This window comes from Streptomyces sp. NPDC045470, assembly GCF_040646595.1.
Lineage (GTDB): Bacteria > Actinomycetota > Actinomycetes > Streptomycetales > Streptomycetaceae > Streptomyces.
The window spans coordinates 106,018-122,302 of sequence record NZ_JBEZAN010000012.1; the positions used below are offsets into that span (position 1 = coordinate 106,018).

General features: G+C 72.0%; 11 protein-coding genes and 1 pseudogene. 6 read left to right on the forward strand and 6 right to left on the reverse strand.

All coding sequences use genetic code 11. The features are described from left to right. From AB0A97_RS28230 to wecB, 3 genes and pseudogenes are all read right to left on the reverse strand, one after another. Window positions 1–796 (reverse strand): annotated as a pseudogene (locus AB0A97_RS28230) (hypothetical protein); the annotation flags it as partial. A 17-nt stretch (window positions 797–813) separates the two neighbouring features. After that, complete coding sequence (locus AB0A97_RS28235; protein ID WP_361155093.1) at window positions 814–3,120, reverse strand: NHL repeat-containing protein; 2,307 nt, start codon at window positions 3,118–3,120, stop codon at window positions 814–816. A gap of 226 nt (window positions 3,121–3,346) precedes the next feature. Continuing rightward, window positions 3,347–4,543 (reverse strand): UDP-N-acetylglucosamine 2-epimerase (non-hydrolyzing), encoded by a 1,197-nt coding sequence (gene wecB / locus AB0A97_RS28240; RefSeq protein WP_361155094.1) that lies wholly within the window; start codon window positions 4,541–4,543, stop codon window positions 3,347–3,349. An 831-nt stretch (window positions 4,544–5,374) separates the two neighbouring features. Between wecB and AB0A97_RS28245 the strand changes: the two genes are divergently transcribed. Continuing rightward, window positions 5,375–6,766: a glycosyltransferase gene (locus AB0A97_RS28245; RefSeq protein ID WP_361155095.1), complete on the forward strand. Its 1,392-nt coding sequence runs from the start codon at window positions 5,375–5,377 to the stop codon at window positions 6,764–6,766. Between the two features lie 475 nt (window positions 6,767–7,241). Continuing rightward, the gene (locus AB0A97_RS28250; RefSeq protein ID WP_361155097.1) at window positions 7,242–7,499 is read left to right on the forward strand and encodes a hypothetical protein; all 258 of its coding nucleotides are present in this window, start codon (window positions 7,242–7,244) and stop codon (window positions 7,497–7,499) included. A 74-nt stretch (window positions 7,500–7,573) separates the two neighbouring features. On the opposite strand, the gene AB0A97_RS28255 is transcribed toward AB0A97_RS28250, so the two are convergent. Continuing rightward, on the reverse strand, window positions 7,574–8,239 hold the full coding sequence (locus AB0A97_RS28255; protein WP_361155098.1) for a TetR/AcrR family transcriptional regulator: 666 nt from the start codon (window positions 8,237–8,239) through the stop codon (window positions 7,574–7,576). A gap of 185 nt (window positions 8,240–8,424) precedes the next feature. Next, window positions 8,425–9,132: a TetR/AcrR family transcriptional regulator C-terminal domain-containing protein gene (locus AB0A97_RS28260; protein ID WP_361155100.1), complete on the reverse strand. Its 708-nt coding sequence runs from the start codon at window positions 9,130–9,132 to the stop codon at window positions 8,425–8,427. Window positions 9,133–9,267: 135 nt separating this feature from the next. Between AB0A97_RS28260 and AB0A97_RS28265 the strand changes: the two genes are divergently transcribed. Next, window positions 9,268–10,842 carry an MFS transporter gene (locus tag AB0A97_RS28265; protein ID WP_361155102.1) on the forward strand — a complete coding sequence of 525 codons (1,575 nt, stop codon included), beginning with the start codon at window positions 9,268–9,270 and terminating at the stop codon, window positions 10,840–10,842. 712 nt (window positions 10,843–11,554) lie between these two features. Here AB0A97_RS28265 and AB0A97_RS28270 read toward each other — a convergent pair. Next, window positions 11,555–11,713, reverse strand: a complete 159-nt coding sequence (locus tag AB0A97_RS28270; protein ID WP_361155104.1) for a hypothetical protein — start codon at window positions 11,711–11,713, stop codon at window positions 11,555–11,557. Between the two features lie 451 nt (window positions 11,714–12,164). Here AB0A97_RS28270 and AB0A97_RS28275 point away from each other — a divergent pair, with 451 nt between their 5' ends. From AB0A97_RS28275 to AB0A97_RS28285, 3 genes are all read left to right on the forward strand, one after another. After that, window positions 12,165–13,022, forward strand: coding sequence for an SMP-30/gluconolactonase/LRE family protein (locus tag AB0A97_RS28275; protein WP_361155105.1), 858 nt, complete (start codon window positions 12,165–12,167; stop codon window positions 13,020–13,022). A gap of 117 nt (window positions 13,023–13,139) precedes the next feature. Continuing rightward, window positions 13,140–13,442 (forward strand): DUF5133 domain-containing protein, encoded by a 303-nt coding sequence (locus AB0A97_RS28280; protein WP_361155106.1) that lies wholly within the window; start codon window positions 13,140–13,142, stop codon window positions 13,440–13,442. A gap of 288 nt (window positions 13,443–13,730) precedes the next feature. Beyond that, the gene (locus AB0A97_RS28285; protein ID WP_361155107.1) at window positions 13,731–16,190 is read left to right on the forward strand and encodes a SpoIIE family protein phosphatase; all 2,460 of its coding nucleotides are present in this window, start codon (window positions 13,731–13,733) and stop codon (window positions 16,188–16,190) included. Window positions 16,191–16,285 lie beyond the last annotated feature (95 nt).

The window sequence follows — 16,285 nt, forward strand, 5'->3', positions numbered from 1 at the left end:
TGGCGGTGGCGGGTCCGCCGTCGGAGACGTACCCGGCTTGGCCGTTGCCGGCGACGGTGGTGATGATGCCGCGGGTGTCCACCTTGCGGATGCGGTTGTTGCTGCAGTCCGCGATGTAGAGGTTTCCGCTGCTGTCCACCTCCACCCCCGCGGGCTGGTAGAGCTTGGTCGCGGTGGCGGGCCCGCCGTCGGAGACGTACCCGGCCTGCCCGTTGCCCGCGACGGTGGTGATGATGCCGCGGCTGTCCACCTTGCGGACGCGGTGGTTGCCCCACTCACCGATGTAGAGGTTCCCCTGGGGGTCGACCGCCACTCCGGTCGGCGTGTTGATCTGGGTGGCGGTGGCGGGTCCGCCGTCGGAGACGTACCCGGCTTGGCCGTTGCCGGCGACGGTGGTGATGATGCCGCGGGTGTCCACCTTGCGGATGCGGTGGTTGTTGATGTCCGCGATGTAGAGGTTGCCCGCGTCGTCGACCGCCACGGCCGAGGGGCCGTTGAGCGGGGTGGCGGTGGCGGGTCCGCCGTCGGAGGTGTACCCGGCCTGCCCGTTGCCCGCGACGGTGGTGATGATGCCCTGCGGGGTCACCCTGCGGACCCGGTGGTTGCTCCGCTCGGCGATGTAGAGATTGCCGTCCTTGTCCAGGGCCACACCGTGCGGCCAGTTGAGCTGGGTGAGGGTGGCGGGCCCGCCGTCGGACACGTACCCGGCCTGCCCGTTGCCCGCCACCGTGGCGATGGCGCCCTGGGCGAGGCCCGCGGGCTGCGGGCCGCTTCCCGGAGTGGTCTCGGTAGCCATGAGAACTCCTGTCGGGGTCAGAGGACCTGGGCTGACAGCTGTACGGGCGCGAGGCGGCCGATGACGGCCTGGCCGTCGTCGGGCCGGGCGCCGGGTGTCGCGTTGGGCAGGGCGCGGATGCCGATGGTGTAGATCAGCGCCGTCTTGTCGGTGGTCCCGGTGTTCAGATGCGGGTTGGAGCTGATGACGAGGGTCCGGTCGCCGTCCTCCAACTGCGCCTCCAAATTCCCGGTCACGTACGGCGTCACGAAGTAGTAGCCGTACGAGGCACTGCCGGTGAAGGCGAAGCCGGTGGGGGCGGTGAGGCGCTGCTCGACGGTGCCGGGGTTGACCGGCTGGTTGCCCAGCGACCGCAGCTCCAGGTTGAACGTGGTGTGCTGGCCCGGTGTGGCCGCGGGGACCGACTCCTGCACCACCCGCAGCGCCGTCTCGTCCTGGACGGTTCCCGAGATGACGCCGGAGAGCTGGACCGGGGTGTGCCGGCCGACGCTCGCCGAGCCGTTGTCGTACCGTCCCGGCAAGGCATCGGTGCGGGCCCGCACCGGAAGGGTGTAGATCACCGAGCCGGTGTCGCTGGTGGTGGTGTTGACGTGCGGGTTGGCGGTGACGAGCAGCGTCCGCCCGCCGTCCAGGACGCTGTGGGACAGGTCCCCGGAGATGACGCCGTGGATGGTCTCGTAGTACGCGTAGGTGGGCCGGCCGGTGAAGACGAACCCGGTCGGTGCGGTGAAGCGCTGGACGATCGTGCCGGGGTTGACCGGCTGTCCGGCGGCCGAGGTGTAGCGCAGGTTCAGGACGGTCTGCTGGCCCGGCGCGACCTGCGGGACGGTGTCCTGGAAGATCGTCAGTGCGGTCTCGTCCGCCACCGGATCGGGCACCACGATCGTGACGGGCAGGGTGTACGCGTTGTCCTTGAGGTTGAGGTCGCCACCGTACTGGATCTCCAGCATGGAGAGGTAGGTGCCGGGCGGGGTGCTCGCCGGTGCGCTCACCCGGAACACGCCGTCCAGCGAGCCCTGTTGGGACAGCAACTGCTGTGCGGAGAAGGTGCGGGTGAGGCGCCGGCCGCTGGTGCCGGGGCCGCCGACGAGGCCGTCGGCCAGGTTCAGGACCACGGTCACGTACTGCCCGTCGGCCGGGTTGGGGCCGCGGTTGCGGATCCGCACGCCCAGGTCGAATTCCTGCTCCCGCTGCACGCGGTAGGGGCTGACGACCTCGCCGTACAGATCGGCGGCCGGCGGGGGCGGCGGCGTCATCTGCGCCACGGCCGTCACGCCGCGCACGCGGTGGTTGTGGCTGTCCGCGATGTACAGGTTGCCGCTCCGGTCCAGGGCGATGCCGTAGGGGTGGAACAGCCGGGTGCCGGCGGCGGGTCCGCCGTCGTCCACGTAACCGGCCTGTCCGTTGCCCGCGACGGTGGTGATGATGCCGTCCGAGGTGACCTTGCGGATGCGGTGGTTGTGCCCGTCACCGATGTACAGGCTCCCGGCCTCGTCCAGCGCCAGGCCCCACGGGTAGTGGAGCCGGGTGCCGAGGGCGGGACCACCGTCGGAGACGTACCCGGCGGTGCCGTTGCCCGCGACGGTGGTGATGATGCCGTTCGGGGTGACCTTGCGGATGCGGTGGTTGTGCCGGTCGGCGATGTACAGGCTGCCCTCGCCGTCCGCCACCAGCCCCATGGGGTAGTGGAGCCGGGTCGAGATCGCGGGCCCGCCGTCGGAGATGTATCCGGCGGTGCCGTTGCCCGCGACGGTGGTGATGATGCCGTTGGGAGTGACCTTGCGGACCCGGTGGTTGCCGTAGTCCGAGATGAAGAGGTTGCCCGAGCGGTCGACGGTCAGTGCGTGGGGGTAGTGGAGCCGGGTGGCGAGGGCCGGTCCGCCGTCGGAGATGTACCCGGCCTCGCCGTTGCCCGCGACGGTGGTGATGATGCCGTTCGGGGTGACCTTGCGGACCCGGTGGTTGTTGGTGTCCGCGATGTAGAGGTTGCCCGCGTCGTCCACGGCCACGTCCGCGGGGTAGTGGAGCCGGGTGGCGAGGGCGGGCCCGCCGTCGGAGATGTATCCGGCGGTGCCGTCCCCGGCGACGGTGGTGATGGTCCCGTTCGGGGTGACCTTGCGGATGCGGTGGTTGTACCGGTCGGCGACGAACAGGTTGCCGTTCTTGTCGACGGCCACCCCATGGGGGTAGTGGGTCCGGGTCAGCGCGCCGTGCCCGCCGTCGGAGATGAATCCGGCCACGCCGTTGCCCGCGACGGTGGCTATCGATCCGTCGAGCAGGCCCGCGGGCTGCGGACCGGCGCCTGTGCTGGATGCGGTGGTCATGAATGCTGCTCCTGTCGTGGATCGGAGGACGTACGGGGACAGCGGTACGGGTGCCGGGCGGCTGACGGCGGTCCGGCCGACGGCGGTCCGGGGGGGCGGTGGCCCGGTGATGGCCGGGCCGGGTGCCGACGGGCTGGATGCCGGGGGCCGGGTGCCGCTGGGCCGGGTGCCGTGCCGGGCAGGGCGTGGACGCCGGCCGTGCGGACCGGCGCGGCGGCGGCAGGGGTCATCGCGTCTCCTCGGCCGGGATGTCGGACGGCCTGGGAGTCAGGCCCAGCAGCCAGCCGCAGGCGGCGGCGCAGCGCCGGGCGGCCCGCCCGTCGCCGTACGGGTTGGGCCGGGGGAAAGGCCGGTTCGGCTTCTTGGTGTCCAGCACGCCCTCGCGGGCGAATTCCTTTTCCGCCGCCGCCACGATCTCCGCCTCGTCCGTACCGACGAGCCGGGCCAGACCGGAATCGATCCCTTCGGTCCGCTCGGTATTGTCCCGGGTCACCAGAATCGGCAGGCCGAAGGCGGCCGCCTCCTCCTGAATTCCGCCGGAGTCGGTGATGGCCAGAACGGACCGGGACAGCAGGCGGGCGAAGGTATCGTACGGAATCGGGCCCGGCAGACGGACATTGGGGCGGCCCCGCAGCGATTCCTCGATCGCGGTACGGACCGAGGGATTCATGTGCGCGGCGACGACGAACGTCACCTCGGGATATTGGCGGCTCAGCGCTGCCACCGCGCGGCCCACCCGCCGGATCGGCTCGCCCCAGTTCTCCCGCCGGTGTGCGGTCACGACGACCAGCGGAGCGGAATCCTGTTCGATTTCGCGGAGTTCGGGTACGGTGCGGTGGCGCGGATTCCGGCTCGCCGTGACGACGGCGTCGATCACGGTGTTCCCCGTCACCACGATCCGGTCGGCCGCCACTCCCTGGGCGAGCAGGTTCCGGCGGGCGGCACGCGTGGGCGCCAGGTGGAGATCGCTCAGCTCGGCGATCATCCGGCGGTGGGCCTCCTCCGGGAACGGGCTGCGCGCGTCGCCGGAGCGCAGCCCCGCCTCCACGTGCACGACAGGGATCTTGGCGAAGAAGGCGGCCATCGCCCCGGCCAGCGCGGACGAGGTGTCTCCCTGGACGAGCACCGCGTGCACGTCGGGTGTGCGCAGCCGGTGGCCGAGCCCGCTCAGCAGTCCGGCGGTCAGCTCGGTGACCGGCCCGGTAGCGGCCGTGCGGCCCGTGATGAGCGGTGGGTCCAGTTCGGCTTCGGGGCGCAGCCCGAAGCAGGCGAGGGTGTCCCGTACCACCGTGCCGTGCTGACCGGTCGCCAGCACGGCCGGCTCGGCCCAGCGCGTCCGCCGCAATTCCCGGACGACCGGGCCGAGTTTGATGGCTTCCGGGCGGGTGCCCACGACAATGGCGATGCGCTGTCGGCCGCTCAATGCCGAGTCGATTTCGTGGCGGGGACGGGAAAAGGGATCAGGCGCATGGAGACACCGTTCATCGCGTCGGTATACGGCAGATTCGCGTAAGGGCGCGGCAACTCATGGACGTTGAACGTGTGACGTGTTACACCTGTGGCAGGCGATGGCGAGGAATACAGGTGGTGTCCGGCACCCCTTCGCGTCCGCTGACGCTAAGCGCCGGGGCATAACGTGGGCAATGGTTCGCGAGTCATGGGATTGGCCGGATCGGGCCAATATGCCTGCTGAGGTAATGGAAAAGCCCAGGTGCGCACGGCCGCCCGTGATTTCCGGTCCCCGGGCCATCGACGCAAAACCGTCTCCACCGGTCACCGGGCGGCGCCCGAGCGCCATGGCAGGGTCTGGCCATAGCCTGCCCGGTGATTCACAGTGGTCACCACCCAGTGGCCACTCCCCACCCTGCCGCTCGCCCCGGCGCCCGATCTGCCGCCTCGACCCGCTGCCCGGCCCGCGTACCCGCCCGCCCGCGCACATCTCGTCCCGCCGCCCGGAGGTGCCGTCCTTCCATGTACCTGGGAACCACCTGGCCGTTGGCGGGTGGCGTGGCGGCGGCACGCGCCGGCACGTCCGGTGGACGGGGTGTCCTCACGGCCGCCATCGGCGCGGCCGTGGTACCGCTGGGTTTCGTCCTGGGCCGGGAGATCCAGCGCAGACTGGGGCGCGACGGCCGCCCGGTTCCCGCACATCTGCCCCCGCCCGGCCGCCCGAACGCGCCGAACCGCCCACGGCCGGCACCCCGCACGCCCGTCAGAGCCGCCGAGGCCCGATACCGCAAGGGGAGACGCCCGGGTGAAACGCGCCCTGCTCAAGACCGTTGACACCATCGGCCACACCGTCATCGGACTGTCCGCCGGCTACCTCGCCCTGGCCATGGGCGCTGGTCTGCTCGAACTGCGCCGCCAGAGGGCCAAGTTACGGGTCCAGGGCGACACCACTTACGGCCGCCCGCACCTCGGCCGCCGCGACCGCCACCACCTCTACGTCCTCGTTCCCTGCCTCAACGAGGAGTCGGTGATCGGCGCCACGGTCAGCGGCCTCCTCGGCCCGCGTACCACTGTCGTGGTCGTCGACGACGGCTCGGAGGATGCCACCGGGGCGGTCGCCGAGCAGGCGGGCGCGGCGGCCCGCGCGGACGGTCAGCAGGGCGAAGTGACCGTACTGCGGCGGGAGCCGCCCAACGCCCGGCAGGGCAAGGGCGAGGCCCTCAACCACGCCATCCGTGTGGTGCGCGAGCGGGTCGCGGCGCGCGGGCAGGACCCCGCACGGACCGTGGTGTGCGTCATGGACGCCGACGGCCGCCTCTCCGACCGGGCGCTGTCCCACGTCCTGCCGCTCTTCGACGACCCACGGGTCGGCGGGGTCCAGCTCGGCGTCCGCATCCGCAACCGCCGGGCCAACTTCCTGACCTGGTTCCAGGACTACCAGTTCTGGGCGATGGCCGCCGTCACGCAGTTCGGCCGCAACCTCACCCAGACCGTCAGTCTCGGGGGCAACGGCCAGTTCACCCGCCTCTCCGCCCTCGACGGCCTCGGCGAACGCCCCTGGTCCCAGTCCCTCACCGAAGACCTCGACCTGGCAATCAGCCTCGCCGTACGCGGCTGGCGGCTGCGCACCACCGCCCATGCCTCCGTCGACCAGCAGGGCGTCAGCGACCTGCGCCGCCTCGTCCGCCAGCGCACCCGCTGGTACCAGGGCCACATGACCGCGATCGGACGCATGGGCGAAATCTGGCGCGCCCCGCGCATGGGGCACCTGGCGGCCCTGGAGATGTTCGCCTACTTGCTGGTTCCCTGGGCACTCGACCTGCCCTGGTCCCTGCTCTTCCAGTACTGCCTGTACTGGTTCCTCCGCAGCCCCGACGTCCTGGTCCTACGCGGCAAACCAGCCACCGCGGTCAACGGCACCTGCCTACGCCTCCCCCTCAACCTCCTGGCCTGGTACCTACTGGCCTTCGCCCCCGCCCTGATCACCTCCTGCGCCTACCTACGCCGCGACAAATCCGTCGGCCTACCCCGCGCCCTGCTCCTGGGCCACTCCTTCGTCGTCATGAACTACATGTCGTTCCTCTGCGCCTGGAGAGCCCTGTTCCGCATGCTGCGCGGACAAACGGGGTGGACGAAGACGAGCCGGGAGGTGGAGGGGGCGGGGGCGAGCGCTGGAGGCGTGCCTTCGGCTGCGTGAGGGAGGGCGTACTGCTGTGACCGGGCGTGGAGTTGAGGTTGGCCGGTCGAGGGGGTTACCCCGCACACGCGGGGACCACGGCGTCAGGCCCGGCAACGACTTCTTCAGCCCGGGGGTTACCCCGCACACGCGGGGACCACCGGAGGAGCGTCTCGGCCGCCTGCTTGATCTCGGGGGTTACCCCGCACACGCGGGGACCACAGGCCGTGACCAGCGCGTTTTTCGGGGGCGGCGGCGTTTTTTACTCACTTCCTTGGAAAGCGGCATATCCGGCATTGACTGACTCCGCTCAAGCAGGTCTCAAATGGGGACCGTCAGGCATCAGGGCCCAGGTTAAGGCGAACCGCCAGGGTTCGCGGCGCGTACCCGTTGACCTCGACTCGCTCCCCGAGGCAGCAGAGACCCCACGCGGCCTCGATCGACGCCGGATTACCGCGCCCTTCGGTGCAACGACCAGATCGCGGCCGAACAGCGGATGCGCGGAGGCACTTCCGGAGGCTCCGCCGCGGTCGTGGCGCTGCCGCACCCGCTGATGGGCGAGCAGACCTGCGCGTGCGTGGTGTTCCGCGACGGCGGACCCGGACCGATGTTGCGTCAGGTGCAGGCGGTCCTGCGGGAGCGCGGGGTCGCCGCGTACAAGCTGCCGGACCGCCTCGTCGCGCTGCCGCGGATGCCGCCCACCCGCGTCGGCAAGATCGACAAGGAGGCGCTGCGGGACGGCCTGACGGACTGAGGGCCGTACGGCACGAAGGACCCGGGGCTTCCGCTCCGGGCCCTTTCCGCGGGTGCGTACGGCGGTGCGGCGGGTCAGGCGGCCTGGGCCAGCAGGCCCTCGACGACCGCCTCCAGCCCCCGGCGGTGGGTGTCCCGGACGGTCAGCTCGTTCCAGCGGGGGCCCAGCGAGGTGATGAGGGGGAACTCCCCGGGGTCCAGACCGGTGATCTGGTCGCGGTGCGGCGGCCGGTCCAGGTGCGCCAGGCGGCGCTCGCGGTTGAAGCGGACGGTCAGTTCACCGACGGTGTAGTACCAGATGACGCGGTAGGCGTAGACAGCGTCCTCGGGGGTCATCCCACTCTCGATGGCGGCGTCCAGGATGTTCTCGACGATCCACATCGCCGAGACGGCGAAGAGGTCGTCGGAGGCGAGGACTTCGACGATCCACGGGCAGTCCACCAGGATGTCGTGCAGGACCTGGGCGGCGGCGAGGAGGCGGGCGCGCGGCTCGGCCGGCAGCTCGGGCCGGGGGAACTTCGCGGCGTGCTCCTCCAGGAGGAGCAGCAGCAGCTCGTCCTTGTCCCGTACGTAGTGGTACAGGGCCATGGGCGTGCTGGACATCTCCTTGGCGAGACGGCGCATGGAGAGGTTCTCCGCGCCCTCCTCGTCCAGAATGCGCTGGGCGGCGGCCAGGATCGCTTCGCGCGCCAGCCGGGGCGGGCGGCCGGTCCTGCCGGTACGTCGGGTTCGGTGCTGCATCCGTCCATCTTCCGTCACGTCCCGGTCCGCGCGTACGGGGCTCCGCACCGCGCACGCGGGGACACCACGGCGCCCGGCGCACCGGCCGCGCGGTCGTCCCGCCCGGCCCGTTCACTGTCCCGTACCCGTCCGGGCGGTTTCTGGACGCCTTCCGGGCCGGTACGGGGAGGCGTCGGCGGGCCCTGTCAGGAGGGCGCCGGGGTCTGCGGTCCGCTCCGGCCCAGGGTGCGGAAGAAGCCGTCGAGCAGCGCTTCGAGACCGGCCTCGTGCGTGTCGCGTGCGGTGAGCACGGGCCAGCGGTCGGCGAGGGCGGACAGCCGGGGGTGGGTCCGCGGCTGGAGTGCGGCCATGGCGTGCGACCGGTAGGGCGGGTGGTCGAGGTGGGCGAGGTGCCGCTCCCGGGTGAGGCGGAGCAGCAGTTCGCCGCCGGTGTAGTGGGCGACGGCGCGGTAGAGCGCGGCGGCCTCCTCAAGGGTGAAGCCGCAGCCGAGCGCCGCCTCCAGGACCGCCTCGGTGACCCACCGGCTGGAGGCGTTCAGCAGCTCCTCGGAGGTCAGGATCTCGCCGAGGAACGGGCATTCGGCCAGGACGTCGTAGTGGAGCTGGGCCGCGGCCGTCAGCCGTTCGCGGGGGTCGTCGGGCAGCGTGGGCCGTGGCTGGTGCCGTGCCTTGGTCTCCAGCAGCAGCCGCAAGAGCTGGTCACGGTCGCGTATGTGGTGGTAGAGCGCCATCGGCGTGATGGACAGCTCCCGTGCCAGCCGCCGCATGGAGAGGCTGCCGTCGCCTTCGGTGTCCACGATCCGCTGGGCCGCCTCGACGATGGCCGGCTGGGACAGCCGGGAGGGGCGTCCGACCTTCTTCCGGCCCGTGGTGACCGGTTCGTCCGACCGCATCCCTACCCGCCTTCCGTGCGCGTCCCGCGGCCGGGGCACAGCGCCTCCGACCTGCACCGGGTGACAACCCAGCGGGTCCCGGCTAGAGTTTTCTTACGCGTATTTGATACGAGTAAGAAAACTCTGGAGGGGCGGATGTCCGAAACGGCCTTGAACAGGGGACAGGCGTTGGTGGCCGTCGCCCTCGCCCAATTCATGGTGACCCTCGACATGACGGTCGTGAACGTGGCGTTACCCGACATGGGAGTCGGGCTGGGCTTTGAGCCCGCCCAGCTCCCCTGGGTGGTCAACATCTACGCCCTGTTCTTCGGCGGCTTCCTGCTCCTGGGGGGCCGGGCGGCGGACCTGTTCGGTCAGCGGCGCGTCCTGCTGTGGGGGACCTGGTCCTTCGCGGTCGCCTCGCTCGCGGGCGGGCTGGCCCAGGAGCCGTGGCACATGATCGCCGCCCGCGCGGTCCAGGGCGTGGGCGCCGCGGTGATGGCGCCGTCCGCGCTGGCCGTCCTCACCCTCACCCAGCGCGAGGGCGAGGAGCGCACCCGGGCGCTCGGCGTGTACGCGGCCGTCGCGGCGGTCGGCGGCGGCGCCGGTGTGCTGGTCGGCGGCCTGCTCACCGAGTACGCCGGCTGGCGCTGGGTGATGCTGGTGAACCTGCCGATGGCGCTCGCGGTCGTCCTGCTGGCCCTGCGCAGCGTCCCGGCCGGCACCTTCGGCAACCGCCGGGGCAAGCTCGACGTGCTCGGCGCCATTCTGGCCACGGGCGGGGTGGGCCTGCTGATCCTCGGCATGGTGCGCACCGAGGAGCTGTCGTGGGCGTCGCCCACCACCGTCGTCACGCTGGCGGCCGCCGTCGTCCTGCTCGTCGCCTTCGTGCTGTGGGAGAAGTACGGCCCGATGACCGACCCGCTGATCCGGCTCGGCCTGCTGGCCAGGCGCAACGTCGCCGGTGCCAACCTGTACATGGCCCTGCTGGCGGCCGGTCAGCTCGCGGTGTTCTACTTCCTGTCGCTGTATCTCCAGCGCATCCTGAAGCTGGGACCGGCCGAGGCGGGCGCCGCCTTCCTGCCCCTGTGCCTGACCGCGATGGTCGCGATCCAGGTCACCACCCGCGTCCTGCGCCGCCAACGGGCCGGAATCAAGACCCTGTTGGTGCCCGCCGGGCTGATCGCCGCCGCCGGGTTCGCCTGGAGCGGTATGGCCGACCCCTCGGGCAGCTACCTGGGTGACGTGCTGCTGCCGTCCCTGCTGGCGGGTCTCGGTGTGGGGATCGCCTTCGTCCCGCTGACGGCCGCCGCCACGGTCGGGCTGCCGCCGCAGGAAGCCGGTACGGCCTCGGCCCTGCTGAACGCCTCGCGGCAGGTCGGCGGCGCGCTCGGCCTCGCGGTGCTGGTGACCGCGGCGACCACGCGCACCGACAGCCGCCTGGCCGCCGGTGTCTCCCCGGACGAAGCGGCGGTCGACGGGTACTCCCTCGGCTTCCTGCTGGCGGGCGGCTTCCTGGTGCTGGCCGCCCTGGTGGCGCTCTTCGTGCTCCCGCGCCGCCCCCGGCCGGCTGCCGCGCCGGCCGCGGCGGCACCGCGGTCCGGTGCCGGGGCTCCGGCCGCGGCCGGTGACGCCGATGCAGGCACCCCGGCTCCGGCCGCGGCCGGTGACACCGATGCCGGGGCCCCCGCTCCGGACGTCGCCGCCGGCGGGATCACCCCGGCGGGGTGAGCAGGTGTCGGCTCCGGCAAGTGCCCGGCGCACCGGAGCCGATGGACGCGGTGGCGGGGGTTCGAATCCCCCGTGCGGCCTCCGCCACCGCGCGTTCACCCCGTACGCTATGAGTTTTCGGGCGCCCGTCGAGTTGGCCGGAAGACTTCGCAGGAAGTCTTCTCCTGTACTTGTTGCTGCTGTCACCTTCACTGGGTGGATTGAGCATCGGTCACTCGGCCTGACAATCAAGGCCGATACGCGCATCTTCAAATCCGAGGTTTGCGATGTTGCGAGAGCGTGCACCGCGAGGGATTACCGACCCCAGGTCAGACGGTGGGTCATGGCAGGTGTCCGTGTGATGGCCCGTTTATCAATTGCTTTACCGGTATTACGTATTCCGGATTGCTGATACCTATTGTCGGCAGCCTTCCGTTGCTTCCTCGCAGGGTGTCGTCTCCCTGTGTCCCCCTCTTTGTGCTGCGTAATTGCCAGTAGGTGGCCGCTGCGTCATTCCTTTGCTGTGCGTGCTTTCTGTCGGTGGGATCACGCGGTTCTGCGCCTGCTGGCCGCGGTTCGGTGCTGCCGTCCGCGGCATTCTCGGCAGCGTTCCTCCTCGGCTCGCATCCGCCTTTTCGGTCAAGCGAAATCGGCCGAGACGGAAACCGGCCACGAACCGCTGGACACCGCGGTGGCAGCGACTGGCCGTTCTCGCTGGCGGTGGCAGAGCGCGTCACATAGCCGACGCTGATCGTGCCCTTGACGGGCTCCTTGACGGTGGCGTCCCCTCGATGACGACCGCGCCCAGCTCCCCGGCCCGGTCCAGGATCAGCGAGTTCAGGTCGGCCCGCCGGGTGCGGAAGGCGTATTCGTGCCCGCCGCCTTCGATCAACGAGAAATTCTACGGCACCTGTTTGCCGCCCCAGACCAGCGTGCCGCCGTATTTCCGCTCGAATCCCCGGGTGTCCATGCGTTCGGTTATGTCCATCTCCTGCATGGGCCGCATGAAGGTCGGGATGAGCGATTCCCGGCTTTGTGGTCGCGTCCAGAAGCCGGAAAGGGAACCTTCGTATCCGGCCGGAACGCGCAGCCAGTGTGCAGGAGCCGTTCTGCAAGGGGTCTACATGTTGTCTGGAGCCTTTCTGGGGCGGAGGAGGCCCGGACTCGGAAACGCCGGGCGACGGCAGGCGCACCACGGGTTCGGTCGCCCTGTTGCCGGATCTGCGGCTGCTGTCCGGGCCCCGTCCGTGATATCGGTGAACGAGGTGAATGGCCGGTGTGCCGGACCTCCGGCGGTGCCGGGCGGTCCGGACGGACGAAGGGCGTCAGCGCATGGAGCAGCCGTGACCAGGGCCTGGGAAGTGGCCGTCGCCGCGCCGGCCCGGCTCGGTGAGGGGCCCACATGGGACGCCGGCGCCGGGCGGCTCATCTGGGTGGACATCCTCTCCGCCCGCGTCCACACCTTCGACCCGGCCACCGGCCGCCGTACCGTGCTGGCCACCGAGCAGCACGTCGGCGCGGCCAAGCCCCGTACCGGGGGCGGACTGGTCGTCAACCTGCGGGACGGCGTGGGCGCCTACGACGCGGCGGGCGCCTTCACATGGCTGTGCCGCGAACCCGTGGCGGGGTGCCGGGGCAACGACGCGGCCGTGGCGCCCGACGGGGCGCTGTGGGCGGGCACGATGGCGTACGACGAGGCGCCGGGCCGCGGCACGCTCACCCGGGTCGCGCCGGACGGCCGGGCCACCCGGGTCCTGTCGGACGTCACGGTGAGCAACGGCACCGGCTGGAGCCCGGACGGCCGGCGGATGTACTACATCGACACGCCCACGCGGCGGGTCGACGTCTTCGACGTCACGGACGACGGACTGGTGACCGGCCGCCGTCCCTTCGTGCGGATCGAGGACCCGGCGGACACGGCGGGCTACCCGGACGGGCTGACGGTGGACGCCGACGGCGGCGTGTGGGTGGCGATGTTCAAGGGCGCGCAGGTGCGGCACTACGGCGCCGACGGCGTACTGGAACGGGTCGTGCCGATGCCGGCCGGCCGCCCCACGGCCTGCGCGTTCGGTGGCACCGCGCTCACCGACCTGTACGTCACCACGGCGCGCGGCGGGCCGGGGCGGTCGCCGCTCGGCGGGTCGTTGCTGGTGGTGCCGGGCGCCGGGCAGGGGCTGGAGCAGCCCGGGTTCGCGGGGTGACACGGGGGGCCTCGGAGGCGGCTGTGCGAGCGGAAGAAAATGAGGGGCGTACGGGTGGGGCGGCCGGGTACACGGAGCGCAGTTGATCCTGGACGGTGGCGAACAAGGAGGCCCCTGATGTTGCTGGCTCACCCTGCTGTACTGCGTGATCTGGTCGAGCAGTACGAGACGCTGCGCGTACTGAACGCGGCGGACGGGAGCCCGGAGGTCCGGCAGCGGATGGACGACGTCGCCTACACCCTGTGCGTCTCCACCGGCACCCGCGACGTCGACACGGCCCTGATCGCGGCCCGGCACCGGCTGCCCGGCGCCCGGGTCCAGGACGATTCCGTGCTCTCCGCCGCACCGGCCCCGGGAGACGCGGTGGCTCCCATCGCGACCGCCGAGGCCGGCAGCGGGACAGCGCTTCCCGCCGCGTGACCGCCCTACGGGCGCGCAGCGCCGGGCCGGAACGCCCGCCGTGCGCGCCACCACCCGACACGCCGGGGCCCCGCCGATCGACGGCGGGGCCCCGGCGCGTTGTCGGCGGCACACCACCCACTCGGCCGAGCCGTCCGGCGTTCCGCACCCCGCCCGGGGCGCGGTGCGGGCGGCCCGAAACGATACTGGGCAGAGCTGCTCAATCCATGATCTCGGGGGCACCCTGGGGAGTCGCCGTAGGGTTGCTGACGGCGCAGGACCCGGTCGGCGAGTCGAAGGGGCGAAGCGATGGACGCACCGGTGCCGGAGTTCACCGAGCGGCCGGAGGACCCGTTCGCGCTGCGCCGGGCCGCTTCGGCGGTGCTCGACGACGAGGGCACCGTCGTGGGCTGGAGCGAGCGCGCCGAGACCCTGCTCGGCCATCCGGCGCGCGAGGCGCTCGGGCAGCGGGCGGACACGTTCCTGCTCGCCGCGGACGGCCGGGCCGCCGCCGCGGAAGCCGCCCTGGTGGCCCGGCGCGAGGCGGGCTGGTCCGGCATCCTGCCCGTCCGGCACCGTGACGGGCAGCGCGTCGAGCTGGGCCTGCGGGTCCGCCCCGTCGAGCGGGGCGACTCCCGGCACGAGTGGTTCGTCGTCGCCGCGCCCGCCGCGGAGGTCGTCCAGTGGGAGATCGACCGCTCGGTCCTGGACGGCCTGTTCCGGCGCTCCCCGATCGGCCTGGCCGTGCACGCCCCCGACCTGAGCATCATCCGCATCAACCGGGCCATCGCGGGCATCAGCCGGCGACCGGCCGCGGCGCACCGGGGTCTGCGCATGGAGGACTTCCTGATCGGCCCGGACGTGGCCACCATCGAGGAGCGGCTGCGCAGGGTGCTGGAGACGGGCGAACCGCTGATCTTCACCGAGCAGTCCTGCCGCCTGCGGGCCGATCCCGGCCATGAACGGGTGGTGTCCGTGTCCGCGTTCCGGATGCGGGACGCCTCCGGCGCGGTGCTCGGCGTCACCCAAATGGTGGAAGACGTCACCGACCGGCACCGGGCCCAGCACCGGCTCGCGGTGCTCAACCGGGCGAGCGCCCGCATCGGGACGACGCTGGACGTGTCCCAGACCGCCCGTGAACTCGCCGAGGTCGCGGTCCCCGACCTGGCCGACGCGGTCTCCGTGGACCTGCTGGAGCCGGTCACCCGTGGCCAGGACCCCACCCGGGGGACGTATGTGCCGGTGCACCGTACGGCCGTACGGTCCGTCGTGCCGGAGGGTCTGGACGTGATGTACCCGGTGGGCGAGGTGTTCCGCTTCGCCCCGGGAACGCCGCAGGCCCGGTGCCTGACCGCGCAGCAGCCGATCCTCGAACCGGAACTGGCCGACAGCCCCGGCTGGTACATCCAGGACCCCGAACGGTCGGAGCGGGCCCTGCGCCTGGGCGCCCACTCGCTGATCGTGGTGCCGCTGGCCGCCCGCGGCCTGGTGCTGGGCCTGGTGAGCCTGTGGCGGGCGAAACGGCCGCAGGCGTTCGAGCAGGACGACCTCGTACTGGCCCAGGAGTTCGTCTCCCGCGCCGCCATCTGCATCGACAACGCCCGCCGCTACACCCAGGAGCACTACGGGGCCCTGACCCTGCAACGCAGCCTGCTGCCGCGCGAGCTGCCCGAACAACTGGCCGTCGAGGTCGCCCACCGCTACCTGCCCGCCGACCCCGCGGCGGGCGTCGGCGGCGACTGGTTCGACGTCATCCCGGTCTCCAGCTCCCGGGTCGCCCTGGTCGTCGGCGACGTCGTCGGGCACGGGCTGCACGCCGCCGCCACGATGGGCCGGCTGCGTACGGCGGTGCACACCCTGGCCAACCTCGACCTCGCGCCCGACGAAGTCCTCTCCCACCTGGACGACCTCGTCAACCGGCTGGCCGAGGAGCAGGAGACGGCCGACGGCGGCCCGCAGAGCCCGCAGGTCATCGGCGCGACCTGCCTGTACGCGGTGTACGACCCGGTCTCCCGCCGCTGCAACATCGCCCGCGCGGGCCACCTGCCGCCCGCCGTGGTCGCTCCCGACGGCCGGATGACCCTGCCCGACCTGCCCGCGGGGCCGCCGCTCGGGCTGGGCGGCCTGCCGTTCGAGTCCGTCGAGATCGAACTCGCCGAGGGCAGCCTGCTGGCCCTCTACACCGACGGGCTGCTGGAGGTACGCGGCCGGGACCTCGACGCCGGGCTGGCGCTGCTCCGCGAAGCGCTGGAGCGGCCCGCACGCGGCCTGGAGGACTGCTGCAAGGCTGCGGTCGACGCACTGCTTCCCGACCACCCCCGGGACGACGTCGCGCTGCTCGTCGCCCGGACGCGTGCGCTGCCTCCGGAGAGTGTCGCCTCGTGGGAGCTGTCCGCCGAGCCGACCGCCGCGGCGGAGGCGCGCGAACTGACGTCCGCCAAGCTGACCGAGTGGGGCCTGGAGGAGCTGGCGTTCACCGCCGAGCTGGTGGTGAGCGAACTGGTCACCAACGCCTACCGGTACGGCGGCACGCCGATCACCCTGCGGCTCATCCGCGACCGCTCACTGATCTGCGAGGTCTCCGACCCCAGCAGCACCGCCCCGCACCTGCGGCGCGCCCACAGCACGGACGAAGGAGGCCGCGGCCTCCTCCTGGTCGCCCAGCTCACGGACCGCTGGGGCGCCCGCCACACCCGCGACGGCAAGACCGTGTGGACGGAACTCCCGCTGCCGTCGCCCGCGGACGACTCGGACGATTCGGGCGGCTGAGAGGGCTGGGGTGGCCGGGGTCGTCTCTGGGGTGGCCGGGACGGGCGACCGAGTGGACCGGGGCGGCTGAAAAACGTCTGTACTTCCGGGCGGGC

Excerpts from the sequence above, each read along its gene's own strand:
- AB0A97_RS28235 (WP_361155093.1), bottom strand. The coding sequence starts at position 3,120 with ATGACCACCGCATCCAGCACAGGCGCCGGTCCGCAGCCCGCGGGCCTG.
- AB0A97_RS28250 (WP_361155097.1), top strand. The coding sequence starts at position 7,242 with ATGCGCGGAGGCACTTCCGGAGGCTCCGCCGCGGTCGTGGCGCTGCCG.
- AB0A97_RS28255 (WP_361155098.1), bottom strand. The coding sequence starts at position 8,239 with ATGCAGCACCGAACCCGACGTACCGGCAGGACCGGCCGCCCGCCCCGG.
- AB0A97_RS28260 (WP_361155100.1), bottom strand. The coding sequence starts at position 9,132 with ATGCGGTCGGACGAACCGGTCACCACGGGCCGGAAGAAGGTCGGACGC.
- AB0A97_RS28265 (WP_361155102.1), top strand. The coding sequence starts at position 9,268 with ATGTCCGAAACGGCCTTGAACAGGGGACAGGCGTTGGTGGCCGTCGCC.
- AB0A97_RS28280 (WP_361155106.1), top strand. The coding sequence starts at position 13,140 with ATGTTGCTGGCTCACCCTGCTGTACTGCGTGATCTGGTCGAGCAGTAC.
- AB0A97_RS28285 (WP_361155107.1), top strand. The coding sequence starts at position 13,731 with ATGGACGCACCGGTGCCGGAGTTCACCGAGCGGCCGGAGGACCCGTTC.